General features: G+C 65.2%; 18 protein-coding genes. All 18 read right to left on the bottom strand.

Annotation, left to right across the window (positions count from 1 at the left end):
* Nucleotides 1-367: 367 nt before the first annotated feature.
* The 18 genes from BM070_RS08445 to copC all read right to left on the bottom strand — a co-directional run bounded on the left by BM070_RS08445 (nucleotide 368) and on the right by copC (nucleotide 15,929).
* Nucleotides 368-613 carry a DUF2274 domain-containing protein gene (locus BM070_RS08445; RefSeq protein WP_009517047.1) on the bottom strand — a complete coding sequence of 82 codons (246 nt, stop codon included), beginning with the start codon at nucleotides 611-613 and terminating at the stop codon, nucleotides 368-370.
* Nucleotides 610-1,878, bottom strand: a complete 1,269-nt coding sequence (locus BM070_RS08440; protein WP_009517046.1) for a TraB/TrbI/VirB10 family type IV secretion system protein — start codon at nucleotides 1,876-1,878, stop codon at nucleotides 610-612. Before BM070_RS08440 ends, BM070_RS08445 begins: the two co-directional genes overlap by 4 nt.
* Nucleotides 1,879-1,880: 2 nt before the next feature.
* The gene (gene trbG, locus BM070_RS08435) at nucleotides 1,881-2,870 is read right to left on the bottom strand and encodes a P-type conjugative transfer protein TrbG (protein ID WP_009517045.1); all 990 of its coding nucleotides are present in this window, start codon (nucleotides 2,868-2,870) and stop codon (nucleotides 1,881-1,883) included.
* A complete protein-coding gene (gene trbF, locus BM070_RS08430; RefSeq protein ID WP_009517044.1) occupies nucleotides 2,867-3,571 on the bottom strand; it encodes a conjugal transfer protein TrbF in 705 nt (234 codons plus the stop codon). Before trbF ends, trbG begins: the two co-directional genes overlap by 4 nt.
* Before the next feature lie 18 nt (nucleotides 3,572-3,589).
* Complete coding sequence (gene trbL, locus BM070_RS08425) at nucleotides 3,590-4,963, bottom strand: P-type conjugative transfer protein TrbL (RefSeq protein WP_009517043.1); 1,374 nt, start codon at nucleotides 4,961-4,963, stop codon at nucleotides 3,590-3,592.
* Nucleotides 4,960-5,259: an EexN family lipoprotein gene (locus BM070_RS08420; RefSeq protein ID WP_009517042.1), complete on the bottom strand. Its 300-nt coding sequence runs from the start codon at nucleotides 5,257-5,259 to the stop codon at nucleotides 4,960-4,962. Before BM070_RS08420 ends, trbL begins: the two co-directional genes overlap by 4 nt.
* A 12-nt stretch (nucleotides 5,260-5,271) precedes the next feature.
* A complete protein-coding gene (gene trbJ / locus BM070_RS08415) occupies nucleotides 5,272-5,997 on the bottom strand; it encodes a P-type conjugative transfer protein TrbJ (RefSeq protein ID WP_009517041.1) in 726 nt (241 codons plus the stop codon).
* Nucleotides 5,994-8,447 carry a conjugal transfer protein TrbE gene (gene trbE, locus BM070_RS08410; RefSeq protein ID WP_009517040.1) on the bottom strand — a complete coding sequence of 818 codons (2,454 nt, stop codon included), beginning with the start codon at nucleotides 8,445-8,447 and terminating at the stop codon, nucleotides 5,994-5,996. Before trbE ends, trbJ begins: the two co-directional genes overlap by 4 nt.
* Nucleotides 8,448-8,460: 13 nt before the next feature.
* Nucleotides 8,461-8,733, bottom strand: coding sequence for a VirB3 family type IV secretion system protein (locus tag BM070_RS08405; protein ID WP_009517039.1), 273 nt, complete (start codon nucleotides 8,731-8,733; stop codon nucleotides 8,461-8,463).
* Entirely contained in the window at nucleotides 8,730-9,122 is a 393-nt protein-coding gene (locus tag BM070_RS08400) for a TrbC/VirB2 family type IV secretion system protein (RefSeq protein WP_009517038.1), read from the bottom strand. The genes BM070_RS08405 and BM070_RS08400 overlap by 4 nt, the downstream gene beginning before the upstream one ends.
* The gene (gene trbB, locus BM070_RS08395) at nucleotides 9,119-10,183 is read right to left on the bottom strand and encodes a P-type conjugative transfer ATPase TrbB (protein WP_009517037.1); all 1,065 of its coding nucleotides are present in this window, start codon (nucleotides 10,181-10,183) and stop codon (nucleotides 9,119-9,121) included. Before trbB ends, BM070_RS08400 begins: the two co-directional genes overlap by 4 nt.
* A complete protein-coding gene (locus BM070_RS08390) occupies nucleotides 10,180-10,644 on the bottom strand; it encodes a ribbon-helix-helix protein, CopG family (RefSeq protein WP_009517036.1) in 465 nt (154 codons plus the stop codon). The genes trbB and BM070_RS08390 overlap by 4 nt, the downstream gene beginning before the upstream one ends.
* Nucleotides 10,641-12,653, bottom strand: coding sequence for a conjugal transfer protein TraG (locus BM070_RS08385; RefSeq protein ID WP_009517035.1), 2,013 nt, complete (start codon nucleotides 12,651-12,653; stop codon nucleotides 10,641-10,643). Before BM070_RS08385 ends, BM070_RS08390 begins: the two co-directional genes overlap by 4 nt.
* Before the next feature lie 217 nt (nucleotides 12,654-12,870).
* Entirely contained in the window at nucleotides 12,871-13,098 is a 228-nt protein-coding gene (locus BM070_RS08380) for an EexN family lipoprotein (protein WP_016451559.1), read from the bottom strand.
* 13 nt (nucleotides 13,099-13,111) lie between these two features.
* The gene (locus tag BM070_RS08375) at nucleotides 13,112-14,038 is read right to left on the bottom strand and encodes a LysR family transcriptional regulator (protein WP_009517033.1); all 927 of its coding nucleotides are present in this window, start codon (nucleotides 14,036-14,038) and stop codon (nucleotides 13,112-13,114) included.
* A 147-nt stretch (nucleotides 14,039-14,185) separates the two neighbouring features.
* Nucleotides 14,186-14,470 (bottom strand): CopK family periplasmic copper-binding protein, encoded by a 285-nt coding sequence (locus BM070_RS08370; protein ID WP_039878134.1) that lies wholly within the window; start codon nucleotides 14,468-14,470, stop codon nucleotides 14,186-14,188.
* A gap of 129 nt (nucleotides 14,471-14,599) precedes the next feature.
* Nucleotides 14,600-15,538 carry a copper homeostasis membrane protein CopD gene (gene copD, locus BM070_RS08365; protein WP_009517031.1) on the bottom strand — a complete coding sequence of 313 codons (939 nt, stop codon included), beginning with the start codon at nucleotides 15,536-15,538 and terminating at the stop codon, nucleotides 14,600-14,602.
* Nucleotides 15,539-15,542: 4 nt separating this feature from the next.
* The gene (gene copC, locus BM070_RS08360) at nucleotides 15,543-15,929 is read right to left on the bottom strand and encodes a copper homeostasis periplasmic binding protein CopC (RefSeq protein ID WP_009517030.1); all 387 of its coding nucleotides are present in this window, start codon (nucleotides 15,927-15,929) and stop codon (nucleotides 15,543-15,545) included.
* Nucleotides 15,930-15,997 lie beyond the last annotated feature (68 nt).

Genomic DNA, 15,997 nt, shown 5'->3' with positions numbered 1-15,997 from the left:
GCATGGCGGCGATTCTCTGGGGCGCCCCGCCGCGCCGGTGTAGGCTGAAAGCGCCTGCCCAAGGCCGCCGGGCATTTGGTGCCGGAAATGAAAAATGTCCGCTGTCAAGTCTTTCTTGCAGACATGCAGCGGTGCGAAAGGGCTTATGGGGCAATAGGTTAGCCTAGATTCAGGCTGCGGCGCGCTCTTGCTGCATTTCTAGCTAGGTGCCACATGGGTGCTTCGCGGTGGCAAACGCAGGGGCGCCGCAGCGGGCAAGATCGCATAGCCATCTATGCCCCGGCTGGTCGCAATCCATTCCCAAAAACGGAAGCGCAGCCCGAGGCTGCGCTTTCATCGTGAGCGGATGGTGGATGCGCCCGCATCGTCAACCCGGCTTCGGCGGTGCGGCCTTGTTCCCACTTCCCTTCCTGAATCCCCGATCCCCCGCCATGAACGCCTCCAGCATGTGCGGGATCAGCGTCACCGCATCGACCGCCTCGCCATACGCCTGTGCGTGCAGCGCGGCGTAACGGTCGAGGTCGGCTTTCAGGCTGGCCGGGCAGGTGAACGTCAGCTTCGTGCTACCGCTGGACGGCAACGGGCCGAGGCGGAGTTTTCGGGCGGTACTCATCGCGCACCTTCAAGCTGATAGAACATGGGTTGGTAAGGACGCAACACGAGGTCGCGCGCCACGATCACCCGAACCGGCAAGCCCGGCCGTGCCGTCAGCGTCGGCTGGATGTTCATGTTGCGCCGGGTGATCTCCTGCCCGACCTGATTGATGCTGTCCTGCGCGCTGTCGCGCCCGGCGATCACGATGCGGTTGCCGTCCTGCCGGTTCTCCGGCGCGGCCAGCTCGGCGCCGACGCCCAGCAGCGTCGTCAGCACCGCACCGGCAAAGATGCGCTTCCAGTGCCAGTCCACGTCGTCTTCCAGGCCCGCGTAGCCGGCCGGGTCGGTGCCCACGAGATTGTCGAGTGTCAGCGAGGACGTGTCCGGCAGGATGACGCGGTTCCACACCACCTGCACGCGGCTCTGCCCGTAGCTGACCTGGCTGTTGTATCTGCCGAGGATGCGCGATCCCTGCGGGATCAGCAGGAACTTGCCCGTGGCCGTGTCATAGACCGGCTCCGTGACGGTGGCGATCACATCGCCCGGAAGATCGGACTTGATGCCCGTCACCAGCGCGCCTGCGATCACCGTACCGGCCATCACCTGATACGGCGACGCCGGCAGCGCCAAATTGCCGGAATTGCGGGTTTCCGTAGAACCGGCTTTCAGGAACGCCTCTTTCTGCTCTTGCCGGTTCTGCACGGCGGTCGGGTCGGCAGGCTGGGCCGCCGTCGAGGCAGGCCCGGCAGCGAGCGGGTCGAAAGCCGCGAGTGTGCTGGCACCGCTCGCACCCGGCGCCGCCTGCGCCACCGTGGCGGCCGCCTGGCCTTGGCCGCCCGAGCGGAAGAACACCGACGAAGCCGCAGCGGCCTCCGCTTCCTTGCGCAAGGCGTCATTCGGATCATGGCCGGGGGCCGTGTAAGCGGCCATGGCCGGCTGCTGCGAGTTCACGATGGCCGGGCCGAGATCGCCCGGCAGCGGCGGCCCCAACTCGGGCACCTTCCGCAGCTTCGAGTAGTCGGAAGGCAGGCCATCCAGCCCCTCGGACTTCGATACGCGATCGACGTTGTAAAGCTCGGTCTGTTCGCCCGCGTCGCGCCGGTGCGGCTGCAATGACCAGATCGTGGCCCCGAGCACGGCGACCGACAGGCCGCCGACGAGGATGGCCAGCGTGCGCCGGTTCAGGCGCGTGACCGGGCGCGGCTGTGCGCGCAGCGCCACTGCCTCGGGCGCTACCTTGCCCGCCTGTGGCGTGGCGAGGTCGGGAGTGTCGTCCTGGCTCATGGTCAGTTCCTCCGCGTGCCGTCCGTGCGTTCGATGCGCACCACGTCGCCCTTGTCGCCTCCCAGGCGCAGTTCGGCCGCGCCGAACAGGCGATCCACGATGTAGTACGGCGGCCGAAAGCGGTAGTTCACCAGTTGCCCATCGCCCTGTGCGCCAATGACGAACAGCGGCGGCAACTCGCCCTGGGCGATGCCGGGCGGGAACTGGATATAGACCTTCTCCCCGTCGTCGAAGGCGCGCAGCGGCTTCCACGGCGGATTGCTGCCGCTGACCGTGTAGCGGAAACGGATCTTCTCCAGCGAGAGCCCGGTATCGACCGGCGCGACGGCGCTGGCCGCCTGTGCCTGACGCTGCAAGGCCAGCATCTTGTCCTTCGGATACTCCCAGGACACCGACGCCATCCATGTCTTTTCGGTCGAAGTCAGCTCCATCAGGTACGTCCTGCGGCTGGTGGTGATGACCAGATTGGTCTTGAGGCCCGAGCGGATCGGTTTGACCATCACGTTGACGCGCAGCGCTTCGCCGCTGCCGCTCGATGTGTCCCCGACGATCCAGCGCACCGTGTCGCCAGCGGCCACCGTCACCAGCTCCTCGCCCGGCTGGAGCGCGATCACGGTCACGCGGCCCACGGCCGCATAGACCTGATACAGCGCGCCATCCGTGAAGGGCCAGACCTGAATCGCATTGACGTAGCCCTCGCGCGTGGGCGCGACTCGCGCCTCGGTATTGGCCCGTGAGACGCGCACCTTCTCGTCGGCCGGCTCCGGCACCGGCTTGGCTTCTTCGCCCTCGGGCGCCGGCTTCAATTGCGCCGGCATTGGCAGCACCTCGGGCACGGCGACCGCCTCCACAGGTGCGGGCGGCTCCGGCAGCTTCTGCGCCTGCACCGGCTCATCGAGCGAGATGGTCGGCGGCGGCTTGCCCTGCGTGGCGCAGCCCGCCAGGGCAAGCAGGATCACCGGCAAAACTGATTTACGGAAAAGATCATTCATGGTTTTGCTCCTTCGGAAGAATCCAGTTCGCGGCTCCACGACAGGCCGTTGACGTAGATGCCTAGGGGGTTCTTGCGCAGGCGCTGTTCGGTGCGCGGGGTCTGCTGCACGATGGAAATCACCGCGTTCCAGCGTTCGGTGCCGGCAGGAGCGCCATTGACGAAGCGTTGTTCCGTCCAGCGCACGTTGAACGAGGCATCGCTCGCGCGGGTCACGCTGGTGATCTGCACCGTCACCGACTCCTTGCCGATGCGCGCGAACGGATCGTTCACGCGGGCGTACTCGTTGAGCACCACGGCGCCTTTGTCGGTGGTGTAGTCGTAGGCGTCCAGCCAGTTCTGCCGCACCACGATGGGGTCGATGGACAGCGAGCGCACCAGGCCAATGAAGCGGCCCAGGTGGTAGGCCACCTGGGCATCGCTGGGCTTGTACGGCGTGGCGGCCTCGCCCACGGCGCGCACCTGGCCCGCGTTGTCCACCTCCACCACGTAGGGCGTCACGATGGACTGCGCGGAACGCCACACGAGGCCGCCGGCCATCAGCACCGCCAGCGTCAGGCAGCCAAAAGCCATCAGGCGCCAGCTCCTGGCCTGCACGCGGGACGAACCGATACGTTCGTCCCACACCTGCGCGGCGGACTGGTAAGGGGTCGCAGGCTGCGGCGTATCGGCGTAGCGCACCTGCGGTCGTTTGAATCGCATGGTTGTTCTCCTTGAAGATCAGGAATCGGAATCGCGCAGACTCGGCCCCTGGCTGGAGCTGCCGCCGTCGCCCCCGCGCAGCGCGTGGGCGGCGGTGGTTGCGGCATGGGTGAGTTGCTGGCGGCGATGCAGGCGTTTGGCCCAGGCGGGTTGCTCTTGCGGCGCGGTGGAGGGCGTATCACCACCAGACGCTGGGCCGCCCGATGCGGCGGCTGTACCGCCTCCCGCCGAAGTCGTGCCTTCCTGGCGGAAAGCTGCGGCGGTACGTTCCTTCATCGAACGCGCGCCATCGGCCACCTTCTGCCCGGCTGCCTGAGCGCCTGTCTTGGCGACATTGCCGAAGCCCGCAGCGGCACCCTTGAGGCCACCGCCTGCCGAAGCAGAACCGGCCTGGAACGCCGACCGCGCGCTGCTGGCGGCTCCAGCAGCAGCCCGCGCGCCGCTGCCGGCCAGCCTTGCGGCTGCGGGCGCCATGCGCGCTCCAGCGGCTACCGCGCCGCCAACGCCCGTGGCTGCGGCGCCGACGGCAACGGCAGCGCCCGCAGCGCCCAGCGCAGCACCGGCCATCGCACCAGCGCCAAGCTGCGGCCCGCCAGACACCAGCCCAGTTGCAATGCCTGGCCCGAAGATGCCCAAGGCCAGCAGGGTCAGCGAGGCCAGCATCACGACCAAGGAGTGGTCGATGGATGGCTCGGCGGGATGTACCTGAAACTCGGCGAACAGCCCCGAGCCGATGCCCACGATGACCGCGAGCACCAACACCTTGATGCCGGACGACACCACGTTGCCCAGTACCTTTTCGGCGAGGAACGCGGTCTTGTTCCAGAGTGCGAACGGCACGAGCACGAAGCCCGCGAGCGTGGTCAGCTTGAACTCGATCAGCGTGATGAAAAGCTGGATCGCCAGCACGAAGAAGCACAGGATGACGATCAGCCACGCGAGGAACATCACGACGATCGGCGTGATGTTCACGAACACCTCGGGGAAGCCCGCCATATTGCCGATCTGCTCAAGGATCGGCGCCCCGGCGTCGATGCCGACCTTGGCCAGCCGCCCAGGGTGCAGGAAGTTCTCCATGCTCAAGGTCGAGCCGCTGGCCGTCAGGCCGAGCCCGGCGAAGGAGCGAAACAGGATGCCGGCCAGCGTGTTGAAGTTGCCGATGATGTAGGCGAAGGCACCGACATAGAGCACCTTGCGGATCAGCTTGGCGAACACGTCTTCGCCCTGGCCGACCGCATGGCCCATCGCCCAGAACAGCCCGGCGATCGTCATGTCGATGATGATCAGCGTGGCGGTCAGAAACGCCACCTCGCCATGCAGCAGCCCGAAGCCCGAGTCGATGTAGCGCGAGAAGGTATCGAGGAAGCGGTCAATCACCGTCACGTCATTCATGGCGAGTCCTCCTGCCCAGGTTCTTTGGCATCGGCGGGTTCATCGAAGCTGGGCGGAATCGGCGGCAGGTCGGCCAGCGTCTGGTACTCGCCCGGCCCGGCCTGGCCGGAGAGAAAGCGCCGCAGGTCGGCCTGGGCCACCTGCGCGCAAAACGCGCCTTCGTGCGCGCCCGCGCGGCACTGCGCGCGCAGCGTGTGCAACCGGGATGGATCGGTGGCCAGTGAAGCCACCGACAGCGGCTGAAAGCAGCCGGACAGCAGGAACGCGAGAGCGAACACGACAGGCGCGTACTTCATGGCCGCACCTCGTCAGTGGTTGTAGAAATCGACGGATTGCGGCGTGTACGGCGTGCCACTCCCCAGGAAGCGGCGCGTCACCTCGCGTCCGCGCTCCGTGGCTGCCGCCTGCCGCGCCAGTTCCAGCGCGGCAGCGCGATCCTGCGTGATCTGGAGCCGCTGCGACTGGATGGATTGCTTGGCCTGCAAGGCCAGCAACTGGTTCATGGCTTGCATCGCTTGCAGCGCACCTTGGGCCGACTGGCTCTTGCCCACGAGGTCGGCCAGCGCGCTTTCGTCTTCGCCCAGGTTCTGCGACACCTGGGCCTGCATCTGCATCGTGGTCTGCAAGCCGTTGAGCGTGTTCTTCCACCGCTCCTGCGTGTCGCGGTACATCTGGTCGCCGCTCACCGTGGCGGCGTACTGCTCGGGGTACAGGCGCTGAAACTCCCGATCCAGATTGGTCACGTCGTAGGCCAGGCCGCGCGCCTGGTCGATCAGCCGCTGCGTGGTCGCCAGATTGGCGCGCAACTGGCCGACCACGCTGGACGGCAGGCTGGCCAGGTTGCGCGCCTGGTTCATCAGCATCTGCGCTTCGTTCTGGAGCTGCTGGATCTGGTTGTTGATCTGCTCCAGCGTGCGGATCGCGGTCAGCGTGTTCTGCACGAGGTTCGTGGGATCGACCACGACCCATTGCGCATGGGCGGTGGCGGTGCAAAGCATGGCCGCGATGGCGGCGGCAATAAGACGCTTCTTCATGGCAGGTTCTCCAGGGGTTGGTCAGCAAGGGAACCCGGCGCGAGGCCGGGGAACGAGGGCAACAGATCGGCCGCCCAATCAAGGCCGCGATGGCGCAGCCACGCGCCCGCGAAGCCGGGCACGCCGGCGTCCAGCAGCACGCGGTCTATGTCGCGCTGGTCTTGTGGCGTAGATGCGCCCGCAAACGCCAGCGCCGCCGGCCCCAGGTCGAGGTCGAACAGGCGGTTGCCGAGGCGGGATTGGTAGTAGTAGTCGCGCTTGGGCTGTGCGGTGGCGACGATTTCGATCTGCCGCCTGTTGAGGCCGAAGCCTTCGTAGATCGTGCGAATCTGCGGCTCGGTGGCCTGCGGGTTGGGCAAGAAAATCCGACTCGCGCAGCTCTCGATGATCGCGGGCGCGATGCTCGAATCCTTGATGTCGGCGAGGCTCTGCGTGGCGAAGATGACGCTGACGTTCTTCTTGCGAAGCGTCTTGAGCCACTGGCGGATACGCGCGGCAAACACCGGGTCGTCGAGGAACAGCCACGCTTCGTCGAGGATTAGCAGCGTGGGCGCACCGTCGAAGCGTTCGTCGAAACGCGCAAAGAGGTAATGCAGCACGGCCATGACGGCGGCCTTGCTGTGCATCAGCTCCTCCATCTCGAAGCACTGCACGTCGGCCATGCCGAGACGGTCATGGTCGGCATCCAGTAGCTTGCCGTGCGCGCCGCCGAGCACATACGGCGCGAGCGCCTGGCGCAGCGCGTTGGACTGCAAGAGGACGGAAAGCCCGGTCATCGTGCGCTGCCCCATCGGCGCACCGGCAAGGCTTCCCAGCGCCGACCAGATGGCGGCCTTCTCGTCAGGGCCGACCGGCACCCCTTCGTGCAGCAAGCGGCCTTCGATCCATTCGGCGGCCCAGGTGCGGTAGCCCTCGCGGTCGATACGTGCCAGTGGCTGGAAGGCGATTTCGCCATCCGTGCCCAGGTCGTAGTGTTCGCCGCCCAGGCCGAGGATGGTGGCCCGCATGGAGCGGCCCATGTCGAAGGCGAAGATGCGCGAGCCGCGATAGCGGCGAAATTGCATCGCCAACGTGGCGAGCAAGACCGACTTGCCCATGCCAGTCGGCCCCGCGACCAGCGTGTGGCCCACGTCGCCGATGTGCGTCACCAGCCGGAACGGCGTCGCGCCATCGGTGCGCGTGACGATCAGCGGCGGGCCATCGAGGTGGTCGTTCTTCTCCGGCCCGGCCCATACCGCCGACACCGGCATCATGTGCGCCAGGTTCAGCGTCGAGACGATGGGCTGGCGCACGTTGGCGTAAGCGTTGCCTGGAATGGATGACAGCCACGCATCCACGGCGTTGAGCGTTTCCGGGATGGTGACGAAGCCGCGCCCTTGGATGACCCGCTCCACCATGCGCAGCTTCTCGTCGGCTACGGCCGGGTCGGCATCGAGCACCGTCACCGTGGCGGTGAGATAGCCGAAGGCGACTTGATCGCTGCCCAGTTCCTGCAAGGCGGCATCGGCGTCGGTCGCTTTGTTGCTGGCGTCGGTATCGACCAGCGGGCTTTCCTGCTGGAAGATCGTTTCGCGCAGCAGCGCGATGACGTTCTTCCTTTTTGCAAACCACTGGCGGCGCAAGCGGGTGAGTTCTTTTTCCGCCTCGGATTTGTCCAGGCAGAGAAAGCGTGTGCTCCAGCGATACGCAAAGCCCAGGCGGTTGAGGTCGTCCAGAATCCCCGGCCAGGTCGAGGTCGGAAAGCCCCGCACCGATACCACGCGCAGGTGCTGGTCGCCCAGCATGGGCGCCAGGCCACCGACCAGCGCGGAGTCGGTCAGCAGCGCGTCGATGTGGAACGGCACCTCGGGCACGCCGACGCGGTAGCGCCGCGTCGAGATGGTGGCGTGCAGGTAGGTCAGCGTCTGGCTGTCGTCCAGCCAGGCAATCTCCGGCGTCACGCCATCGAGCAGGTCGAAGACGCGATCGGTTTCCGCCACGAAGGCATCGAGCCGGCCGCGCCAGTCCACGCCTTCGGTGGGCCGGTTCTCATACAGCATTCCCGCCGCGCGGGTGCGAGATTCCTCCGGCGGTAGATATTGCAGCGTGAAGTGGTAGATGCTCTCAAAATGGCTGTCCGACTCCTCGAATGCCGCACGTCGCTCCTCATCCACCATCCAGGACAGTGGTTCGGGAAAGGAGGACTGCGGATAGCTCGAAGCCTGCACCCGCTCGGCCTCGATATAGAAGGCCCAGCCAGACCCGGTGCGGCGAAGCGCGTTGTTCTGCCGTGCCGACGTGGCAATCAGTTCGCCCTGTGTGGCACTGTCCAAGTCAGGGCCGCGAAACTGGAACGATCGTTGAAACGAACCGTCTTTGTTCAGCACAACACCTGGCGCGACCAGCCCGGCCCAGGGCAGCCAGTCGGCCAGCAAGGCCGGGCGCTGGCGGTATTCGGCGAGGTTCAGCATCGTGGCATCCCCCTCACACGTCCAGCAGCGGGCGGTGCTTGATGTGCCGCGCGAACACGGCCATGAACTGCGGATCGACGCGCGCGCCCCACACCGCCAGCGAATGGCCGACGATCCAGAGCACCACGCCAGGAATCCACAGTTGCAGGCCCAGCCCGACAGCGGCGGCCAGCGTGCCGTTCGCAATGGCGACCGTTCGCGGCGCACCGCCCAGCAAGATCGGCTCGGTCAGCGAGCGGTGCAACGGCACCTCGAACCCGGCCGCGAAGGTATCGGGCATGCTCATACGACAGCCCCGCCCGAGAACGAAAAGAACGACAGGAAGAAGCTGGAAGCCGCGAAGGCGATGGACAGGCCGAAGACGATCTGGATCAGCTTGCGGAATCCGCCCGACGTGTCGCCGAAAGCGAGCGCGAGGCCCGTGGCGATGATGATGATGACCGCGACGATGCGCGCCACCGGCCCCTGGATGGATTCGAGTATGGATTGCAGCGGGCCTTCCCACGGCATCGAGGAACCGGCGGCCTGCGCGGTGCCTGCCAGGAACAGCAGCAGCGCGGCCAGCAGCAGCCCGTGCCCCGCAGGGCGGGCAAGGCTGCGCAGCCGCGCGAGGCCCGACAGGTGCGAAAGCGGATTTACGGAAAGACGGAAAGCAGGAACGATCATCTGCGTCATGGCAGTTCTCCAAGTGAGTCAGGGGATCGGGAGGTCGCCGCAGCGGGTGCGGCATCGGGGTTTGGCGACAACTCGGGAAACGGCGTGTCCAGCGCGTCCGCACCCCAATCCGCCAATTGGTAGCCAACGCCGTCGAAGCCGACGACGCGGGCGATGCTCTCGATGCGGCGCTTGCGCCCGCGCCCGGCGATGTGGATCACCACGTTGACCGCCTCGGCGATCAGCGCACGGGGCGGATTCACCGCCACTTCGAGAATCAGTTGCTCCAGGCGCAGCAGCGCGCCCAGCGCGGAGCCGGCGTGGATCGTGGCGATGCCGCCGGGATGACCCGTGCCCCACACCTTGATGAGATCCAGCGCCTCGGCGCCGCGCACCTCGCCGACGACGACGCGATCAGGCCGCAGGCGCATGGACGAGCGCACCAGCTCGGTCATGGACACGACGCTGGCGCGCGTGCGCAGCGGCACATGGTCGCGGGCCGCGCATTGCAACTCGATGGTGTCTTCGAGCACCAGCACTCGGTCGCCGGTAGCGGCAATCTCGGCCAGCAGCGCATTGGCGAGCGTGGTCTTGCCGCTGCTCGTGGCTCCCGCGATCAGGACGTTCTGGCGCTCGCGCACGGCGCGAACGAGAAAGCCCGCCTGCTCGGCGGTCACCATTCCGTCCTCGATGTAGCGCGACAGAGGAATGACGCCGATGGCGCGCTTGCGCAGCGCGAAGGCCGGCCCCGGCGCAGCGGGCGGCAAGATGCCCTCGAAGCGTTCGCCGGTTTCGGGCAACTCGGCGGACAGCAGCGGTTGCCCGCGATGGACTTCTGCGCCGACGTGGGCCGCGACCAAGCGAATGATTCGCTCGCCGTCCGTCTCCGGCAACTCCACGCCCATCGGCGCGCGCCCACTGGAAAGCCGATCCACCCAAAGGGTGCGATCAGGGTTCAGCATCACCTCCACCACGTCCGGGTCTTCGAGCGCGGCGACGATCAGCGGCCCCATCGCCGTGCGCAGCATTTGGATGCGCCGGTCGAGCGACGTGGTGCTCATGGGCTGCGGAACGGCGCTCATGACGCACGCTCCTGCGCTTGCGTGGCTGCCGCCGCGTCTTCCATCCGCATTGGGTCGGGATGCAGTTCCTCCACCACGTCGCGCACTAGGCTGCGGCCCCGCAGCAGGTGGCGGCCAAGCTGCTCGGTGAACTGCTCGAAGCGCGCTTTGCCCTGCGCGCGTGCCGCGTCTTGGTGCGCCTCTGCAACCGGCGTGCTCACGGTCAGGTAGTAGCGGATGAACAGCGCCAGCGCTTCGATGGCGATGTTCTGGTCGCGCTCCATGCGATCGGCTTGGCGCGACAGGCGATCAAGCCGCTTGGCAAGGGCCGCCTCGCGCTGGTCGGCGGTATCGGGCGACAGCCACGATGCGAGTGCCGCCGCGACGATGGACGACTTGGACACGCCTTTCTTGGCAGCCAGTTCGTCGAGCCGCTTGGCGTGCTCGGGCTGGATAAAGAGGTTCAGGCGGTAATGGCTCATAGCTCGATTCCGTCGTTGGGGTCGAGGGAAGCCAGCCGGGCGCTGCGCTGCATGGCCGGATCAAGCTGGCGCGGAAGGGGAAGCGGCAGGTCGTCGTCGTCATCGAGCAGCGCGAGGTCGGCTGTGGACGCGGCCAGCTCGGGGTCGTAGGCGACGGTTTCGGAAAGCTCGGGCTGGCGGCGCAGGCCGCCGTCATCCGTGGAACCCAGGCCATCGGCGGATGCCGTGGCCAGCGCAGCGGGCACGGCGGGAATCGCCAACCCGCTCCAGTCGTCGGGCCGCAATGGCGGCGCGTCGGCGTACTGTCCTTCCGCCAGCGCGGGCGGCAGCAGCACGCGGCGCTTGAAATTGGCGTCCGCGTAGTAGCGCAGCTTCTTCGCCTTGATCGGTGCCACGCTGGACACCATCACCACGGCCTCGTCAGGCGGAAGCTGCATCACCTCGCCCGGCGTCAGCAGCGGGCGGGCCGTCTCCTGCCGCGACACCATCAGGTGGCCCAGCCACGGCGCGAGCCGATGGCCCGCGTAGTTGCGCTGCGCGCGCAGCTCGGTAGCGGTGCCGAGCGTTTCGGAAATGCGCTTGGCCGTGCGCTCGTCGTTCGTGGCGAAGGTCACGCGCACATGGCAGTTGTCCAGAATCGAATGGTTCTGGCCATAGGCTTTGTCGATCTGGTTGAGCGACTGCGCGATGAGGAAGCTGCGGATGCCGTAGCCCGCCATGAAGGCCAGCGCCGTCTCGAAGAAGTCGAGCCGCCCCAGCGCCGGGAACTCATCGAGCATCAGCAGCAGCTTGTGGCGGCGCTGAATGCCGTCGGAGCCGTCGAGCGACTCGGTGAGGCGCCGGCCGATCTGGTTGAGGATCAGGCGAATGAGCGGCTTCGTCCGCGAAATGTCCGAAGGCGGCACCACGAGGTACAGCGATACCGGATGCTCGGCAGCGATCAGGTCAGCGATGCGCCAGTCGCAACGCGAGGTGACTTCGGCCACCGTGGGATCGCGGTACAGGCCGAGGAACGACATGGCCGTGGACAGCACGCCCGAGCGTTCGTTATCGCTCTTGTTGAGGACTTCGCGCGCAGCGGATGCCACCACGGGATGTGGGCCACCACCTTCCTCGTTCACGAGGTGCGGCGTAGTCATCATCCGATGCAAGGTCAGCTCGAACGGACTGGCCGGGTCGGAGAGGAAGTTGGCGACGCCGCGCAGAGTCTTGTCTTCGCCTGCGTAGAGCACATGCAGGATGGCCCCGACCAGCAGCGCGTGCGAGGTTTTTTCCCAATGGTTTCGCTTCTCTAGCGCCCCTTCGGGGTCAACGAGGATGTCAGCGATGTTCTGCACGTCGCGCACCTCATGCGCGCCGCGCCGTACCTCCAGCAGCGGGTTATAGGCCGCTGACTTCGCATCGGTCGGGTTGAACAGCAGGCAATGCGAGAAGCGCGAGCGCCAGCCGGCGGTGATCTGCCAGTTCTCGCCCTTGATGTCGTGGATGACGGCCGAGGCCGGCCAGGAAAGCAGCGTCGGCACCACCAGACCGACGCCTTTGCCCGAGCGCGTGGGCGCAAAGGTCAGGACGTGTTCCGGGCCTTCGTGGCGCAGGTACTGGCGATCGTGCTGGCCGAGGAACACCCCGGCCGGCTGTGTGAGGCCGGCTCTACGAATGTCCTCCGCGTTCGCCCAGCGTGCCGAGCCGTAGGTCGTAACCAGCCGCGATTGGCGCGAGCGCCAGATCGACATACCGATGGCGACCACCACCGCCAGCAGGCCGCTGCCGCCCGCGATGGCGCCGCCGGTATCGAACACGCGGGGCGCGTAGGCATCGAAGAAGAACCACCACTCGAACAGTTTCCACGGGTGGTAGATCGGCGTGCCAAGAAGATCGAACCAGGGCGAGCCAAGGCGTAGTTGATAGCCAAGGGTTGCTGCTGTCCATTGTGTGGCGCTCCACACCCCAGCGATCACGATGCCGAATACCACGGCGATCTGACCAAACAGCACGTTCGTCCCTTGCATAACCTCGCCTCCGATCACGGCACACAGAGGTGCCGCAGCACTGAGGATCAAGGCGTTCGCGCAGGTCGGTCAAAGGCCGATGTGGCGGCAATTTAGGCCCAAAAAGTCAGATTTCCTTTAGAGGCGAAAGCAATAAAAACGCCGCAAGCGCGAGCGCATTGCGGCGTAGTGAGGTAACAGCGAGAACTTCGTCGCAGCGATGCGACCGAGAGATAACCTACTTGGATTTCTGCTCGGGCCGATCACCGAAAAATCGCCGTTTGGCGGCTTCGGCAGCACGCAGACATAGTTCGTCGCCAACCTTCGCGCGGTCTTCCTTGCATTGACGTTGAATCTCTTTGATGCGTTCGGGATTGGCTACGAGCGCATCCACGGTTTCCGAAGGTTGAGAAGGACCGCATGCAGGCAGTGCAGTGACCAATATCAGCAATATCACTTTGTTCATAGCCTTATTCCTACTATCGGTCGCGTGGAAGGTCTTCGGGGATGCCGAGTTCATCAGCCGCATCAATAAAATCTACTCGTTCGATAAATCGAGCCAGCATTTCTGACGGCTCCGTATCGCGGCGCAGCAGATAGGTCATGAGCATAGTCGGCTTGCCCGCCAAGCGCCGGGCCACGACTCCCGGCTCGCGGCTGGAAGCAATATGCGCCTCGCCCGCCAAGCCCAATGCTAAGCCAGCGGAGACTAAAGTCATCATCACGTCGAAGGTCGCCACGCGCTGCGCGATCAGCGGCTCTTGTCCGCATGTGCGTAGGAACCGATCGACCTGGCGTGCGTGGCCTTCGCACACTGCTGGGTCGCCCAGCGCCAGCGGATGGCGCAGCACCTCCTTCAGCGGGATCTGTTTGAAGGCAAGCACCGGATGGCGGGCTGGTACCGCAACCATCAATTCGTCTTCCCATGCAGGAGTGACGATGATGCCATCACCTGCATCCTCTGCCATCGAGAAGCCCGCGTCATACAGGTCGCTATGAAGCCCCTTGATCTGCTGATCCAGGGGCACCTCGAACAATCGGATTTCCACCTCGGGGTCTTCTTCGCGGCTGCGCGCCAGCAATGCCGGCAGGCGCGAAGGCGTGACGCCATCGGACAAGGCAATACGCAACTGGCCGCAAAAGCCGTTGGCGGCGGACTTAACACTATCGCGGGCCTGCTCCAGCACTGTAAAGACTCGCTGAACGTGCTCCAGAAACAGCCGTCCAGCGCGGGTCAGTTGTGTGCTGCGAGTGGTGCGGACAAACAGGCGTGCGCCGAGTTCTTCCTCCAACTCCTTGATGGTGCGAGATAACGGAGATTGGTCGATGTGCAACCGCTCGGCAGCGCGGGCAAAGTGAAGCTCCTCTGCTACAGCGAGGAAACATCGTAGATGACGAAGCTCCACAAACTAATCTCCTAATAAGTGTTATTTGAACCTACACATTGAATCTTCTGTCCGGGGTAGTCACTGAAGGCCATGCGCCTATCCGAATCGGACAGGCGCTGGGACTTCTTTCTGACGCCATTGGGAGGCATCAGCAGATCGCGTGAATTACCCGCCGTGATCCTGTTCAAGCAGCGAGCTGAGGGGAGCAACTTCATTGCTGGTGATGGTGACCATCAGCCCATCCTTCGTGACTACAGACGAACCAATCTTCTGGTGCACAGCACGCCCAAAGCAATCCTCTTGCGCCATGCGTCCATCTTTGAAGAAGTACAGCGTCCCTCCATTGTTCAGTGGGATCATTTCTTTGGCGGCATGAGCAGCCGCATCACCGGCAAACGCGGGCGCAGCGAGAACACTCAGCAGGGCAACAACAAGAATGCGTGACTTCATGATTAGCTTCTTAAAATTGACGACGAGAGAATTCCGCCGCACCGCTAATTTAGAAGCCTGGTCTCGTCAAAGCGCTGACGTCGCCATTACATCGCGCTCATGCTTCGTCATGGAATCGAAATCAAGAGATCACACCTGCGTCGGAGACAGAATGCCAAGCCAGGCGACGCTTGCCATGACAAGCACCGCAAGAGTTGCTTCCGCAGACAAACTTCGCCTCAGCTTGGCGACAGCCGTGCCTGTATTGCCTGATTCAAGCGAGGCCTGGAGGCCGGGACTCAACCTGTATCGATTCGCCGCTGCCAGCGCGAGCATACCCCCGACCAGCGCCAACTTCAGCAACAGCAACCGCCCGTAGAGCGTCGAGAACAGTGGCCCGATCGAGGGCCCAACGATCAGTAGGTAGTTGAGGATTCCGCTCGCCGTAAGCACGATCACGATCAGCGTGCCGATGCGGGCAAAGCCGTTGGACGTGCGACTCAGCAGTCGCAGCATGCTTTGTGGTGCATCGAGTGCTCGGTCGCTCCTCAACGTCGCCAGCAGCAGGAACGCTACGATGGCGCCGACCCAGGCTCCGGCAGTCCACAGATGCGCGATGTCATTGCCGAGGTGAAAGTATCCGCGCAGCCCGTCATCCATGGCCCCGTGCCCCACCCAGGCGAGCGTTGCCAGGGCCGTACCGCTCGAGGCTGCCAAGCCCACGAAGCGCAGCGTCGGATTGAGCCTTAGCACGGCCAACAGCACGCACAGCAGCAGCGCCATGATGCGCACGCACCATGAGATCCCCATGTGCGTCCCCGTGATGAGCATTTCGAAGACGTGCGTCGTCAGCTCCGCATAGCTCTGGGCACCCGACATCGCCTTGGCCAGGACGGTCAGCGCCCAAACCGAGAGCACGATTCCGAGAGCCGCGGCAGCACCGACCAAGGTCCTGAAGCGATGTGCAACCGCCGAGGATCGCTCGTCGCGGCCCAGCGCGTACAGAGCGAACAAGGCGACGCCAAAAGCCGCCGCCAAGTCCAGGTACAGCGCCAGGCGCAATGCGATGGTCAACCAATCCCCGGCCATCGGCTTACTTGACCTTGAAGCTCACATTGCCCGTGATCGGATGCGTGTCTGAGGAAACGGCACGCCATTCAACGCGGTAGTCGCCGGCGCGCAGCGGCTGCGCAGGTGTGATCACCATGGTCTTTCCGTCGCCGGCAGCAGCCACGCTGGCGTTGATCTTCATGTTGCCGTGGTTGGGCATGCCCGGCATGCCTGTCATCACAAGGTTAGCCGCCGAAAACTGCGGCACGAGCGTCTCGGTGAATTTCAGCTCGATGGTCGCCGGGGCATCGACTTCGGACTTGTCGGCGGGCGTGGAAGACACCAGCGCGGGATGCGCGAAAGCGGCGGTCGCGAACAGGCTGGCGGCGATCGGCGTGATGAGTTTGGCAATCAGTGCAGAGCGGGTCATGGAAGTTCCTATCTTGGTGTTGAAAGGTTGGGGGATTGAGCGAACACGGACTGCACGCGGCTCGATGG

Source organism: Paracidovorax wautersii (assembly GCF_900113035.1).
In the GTDB taxonomy this organism is placed as follows: Bacteria; Pseudomonadota; Gammaproteobacteria; order Burkholderiales; family Burkholderiaceae_C; genus Paracidovorax; species Paracidovorax wautersii.
This window is presented reverse-complemented; position numbering and strand designations above follow the sequence as displayed.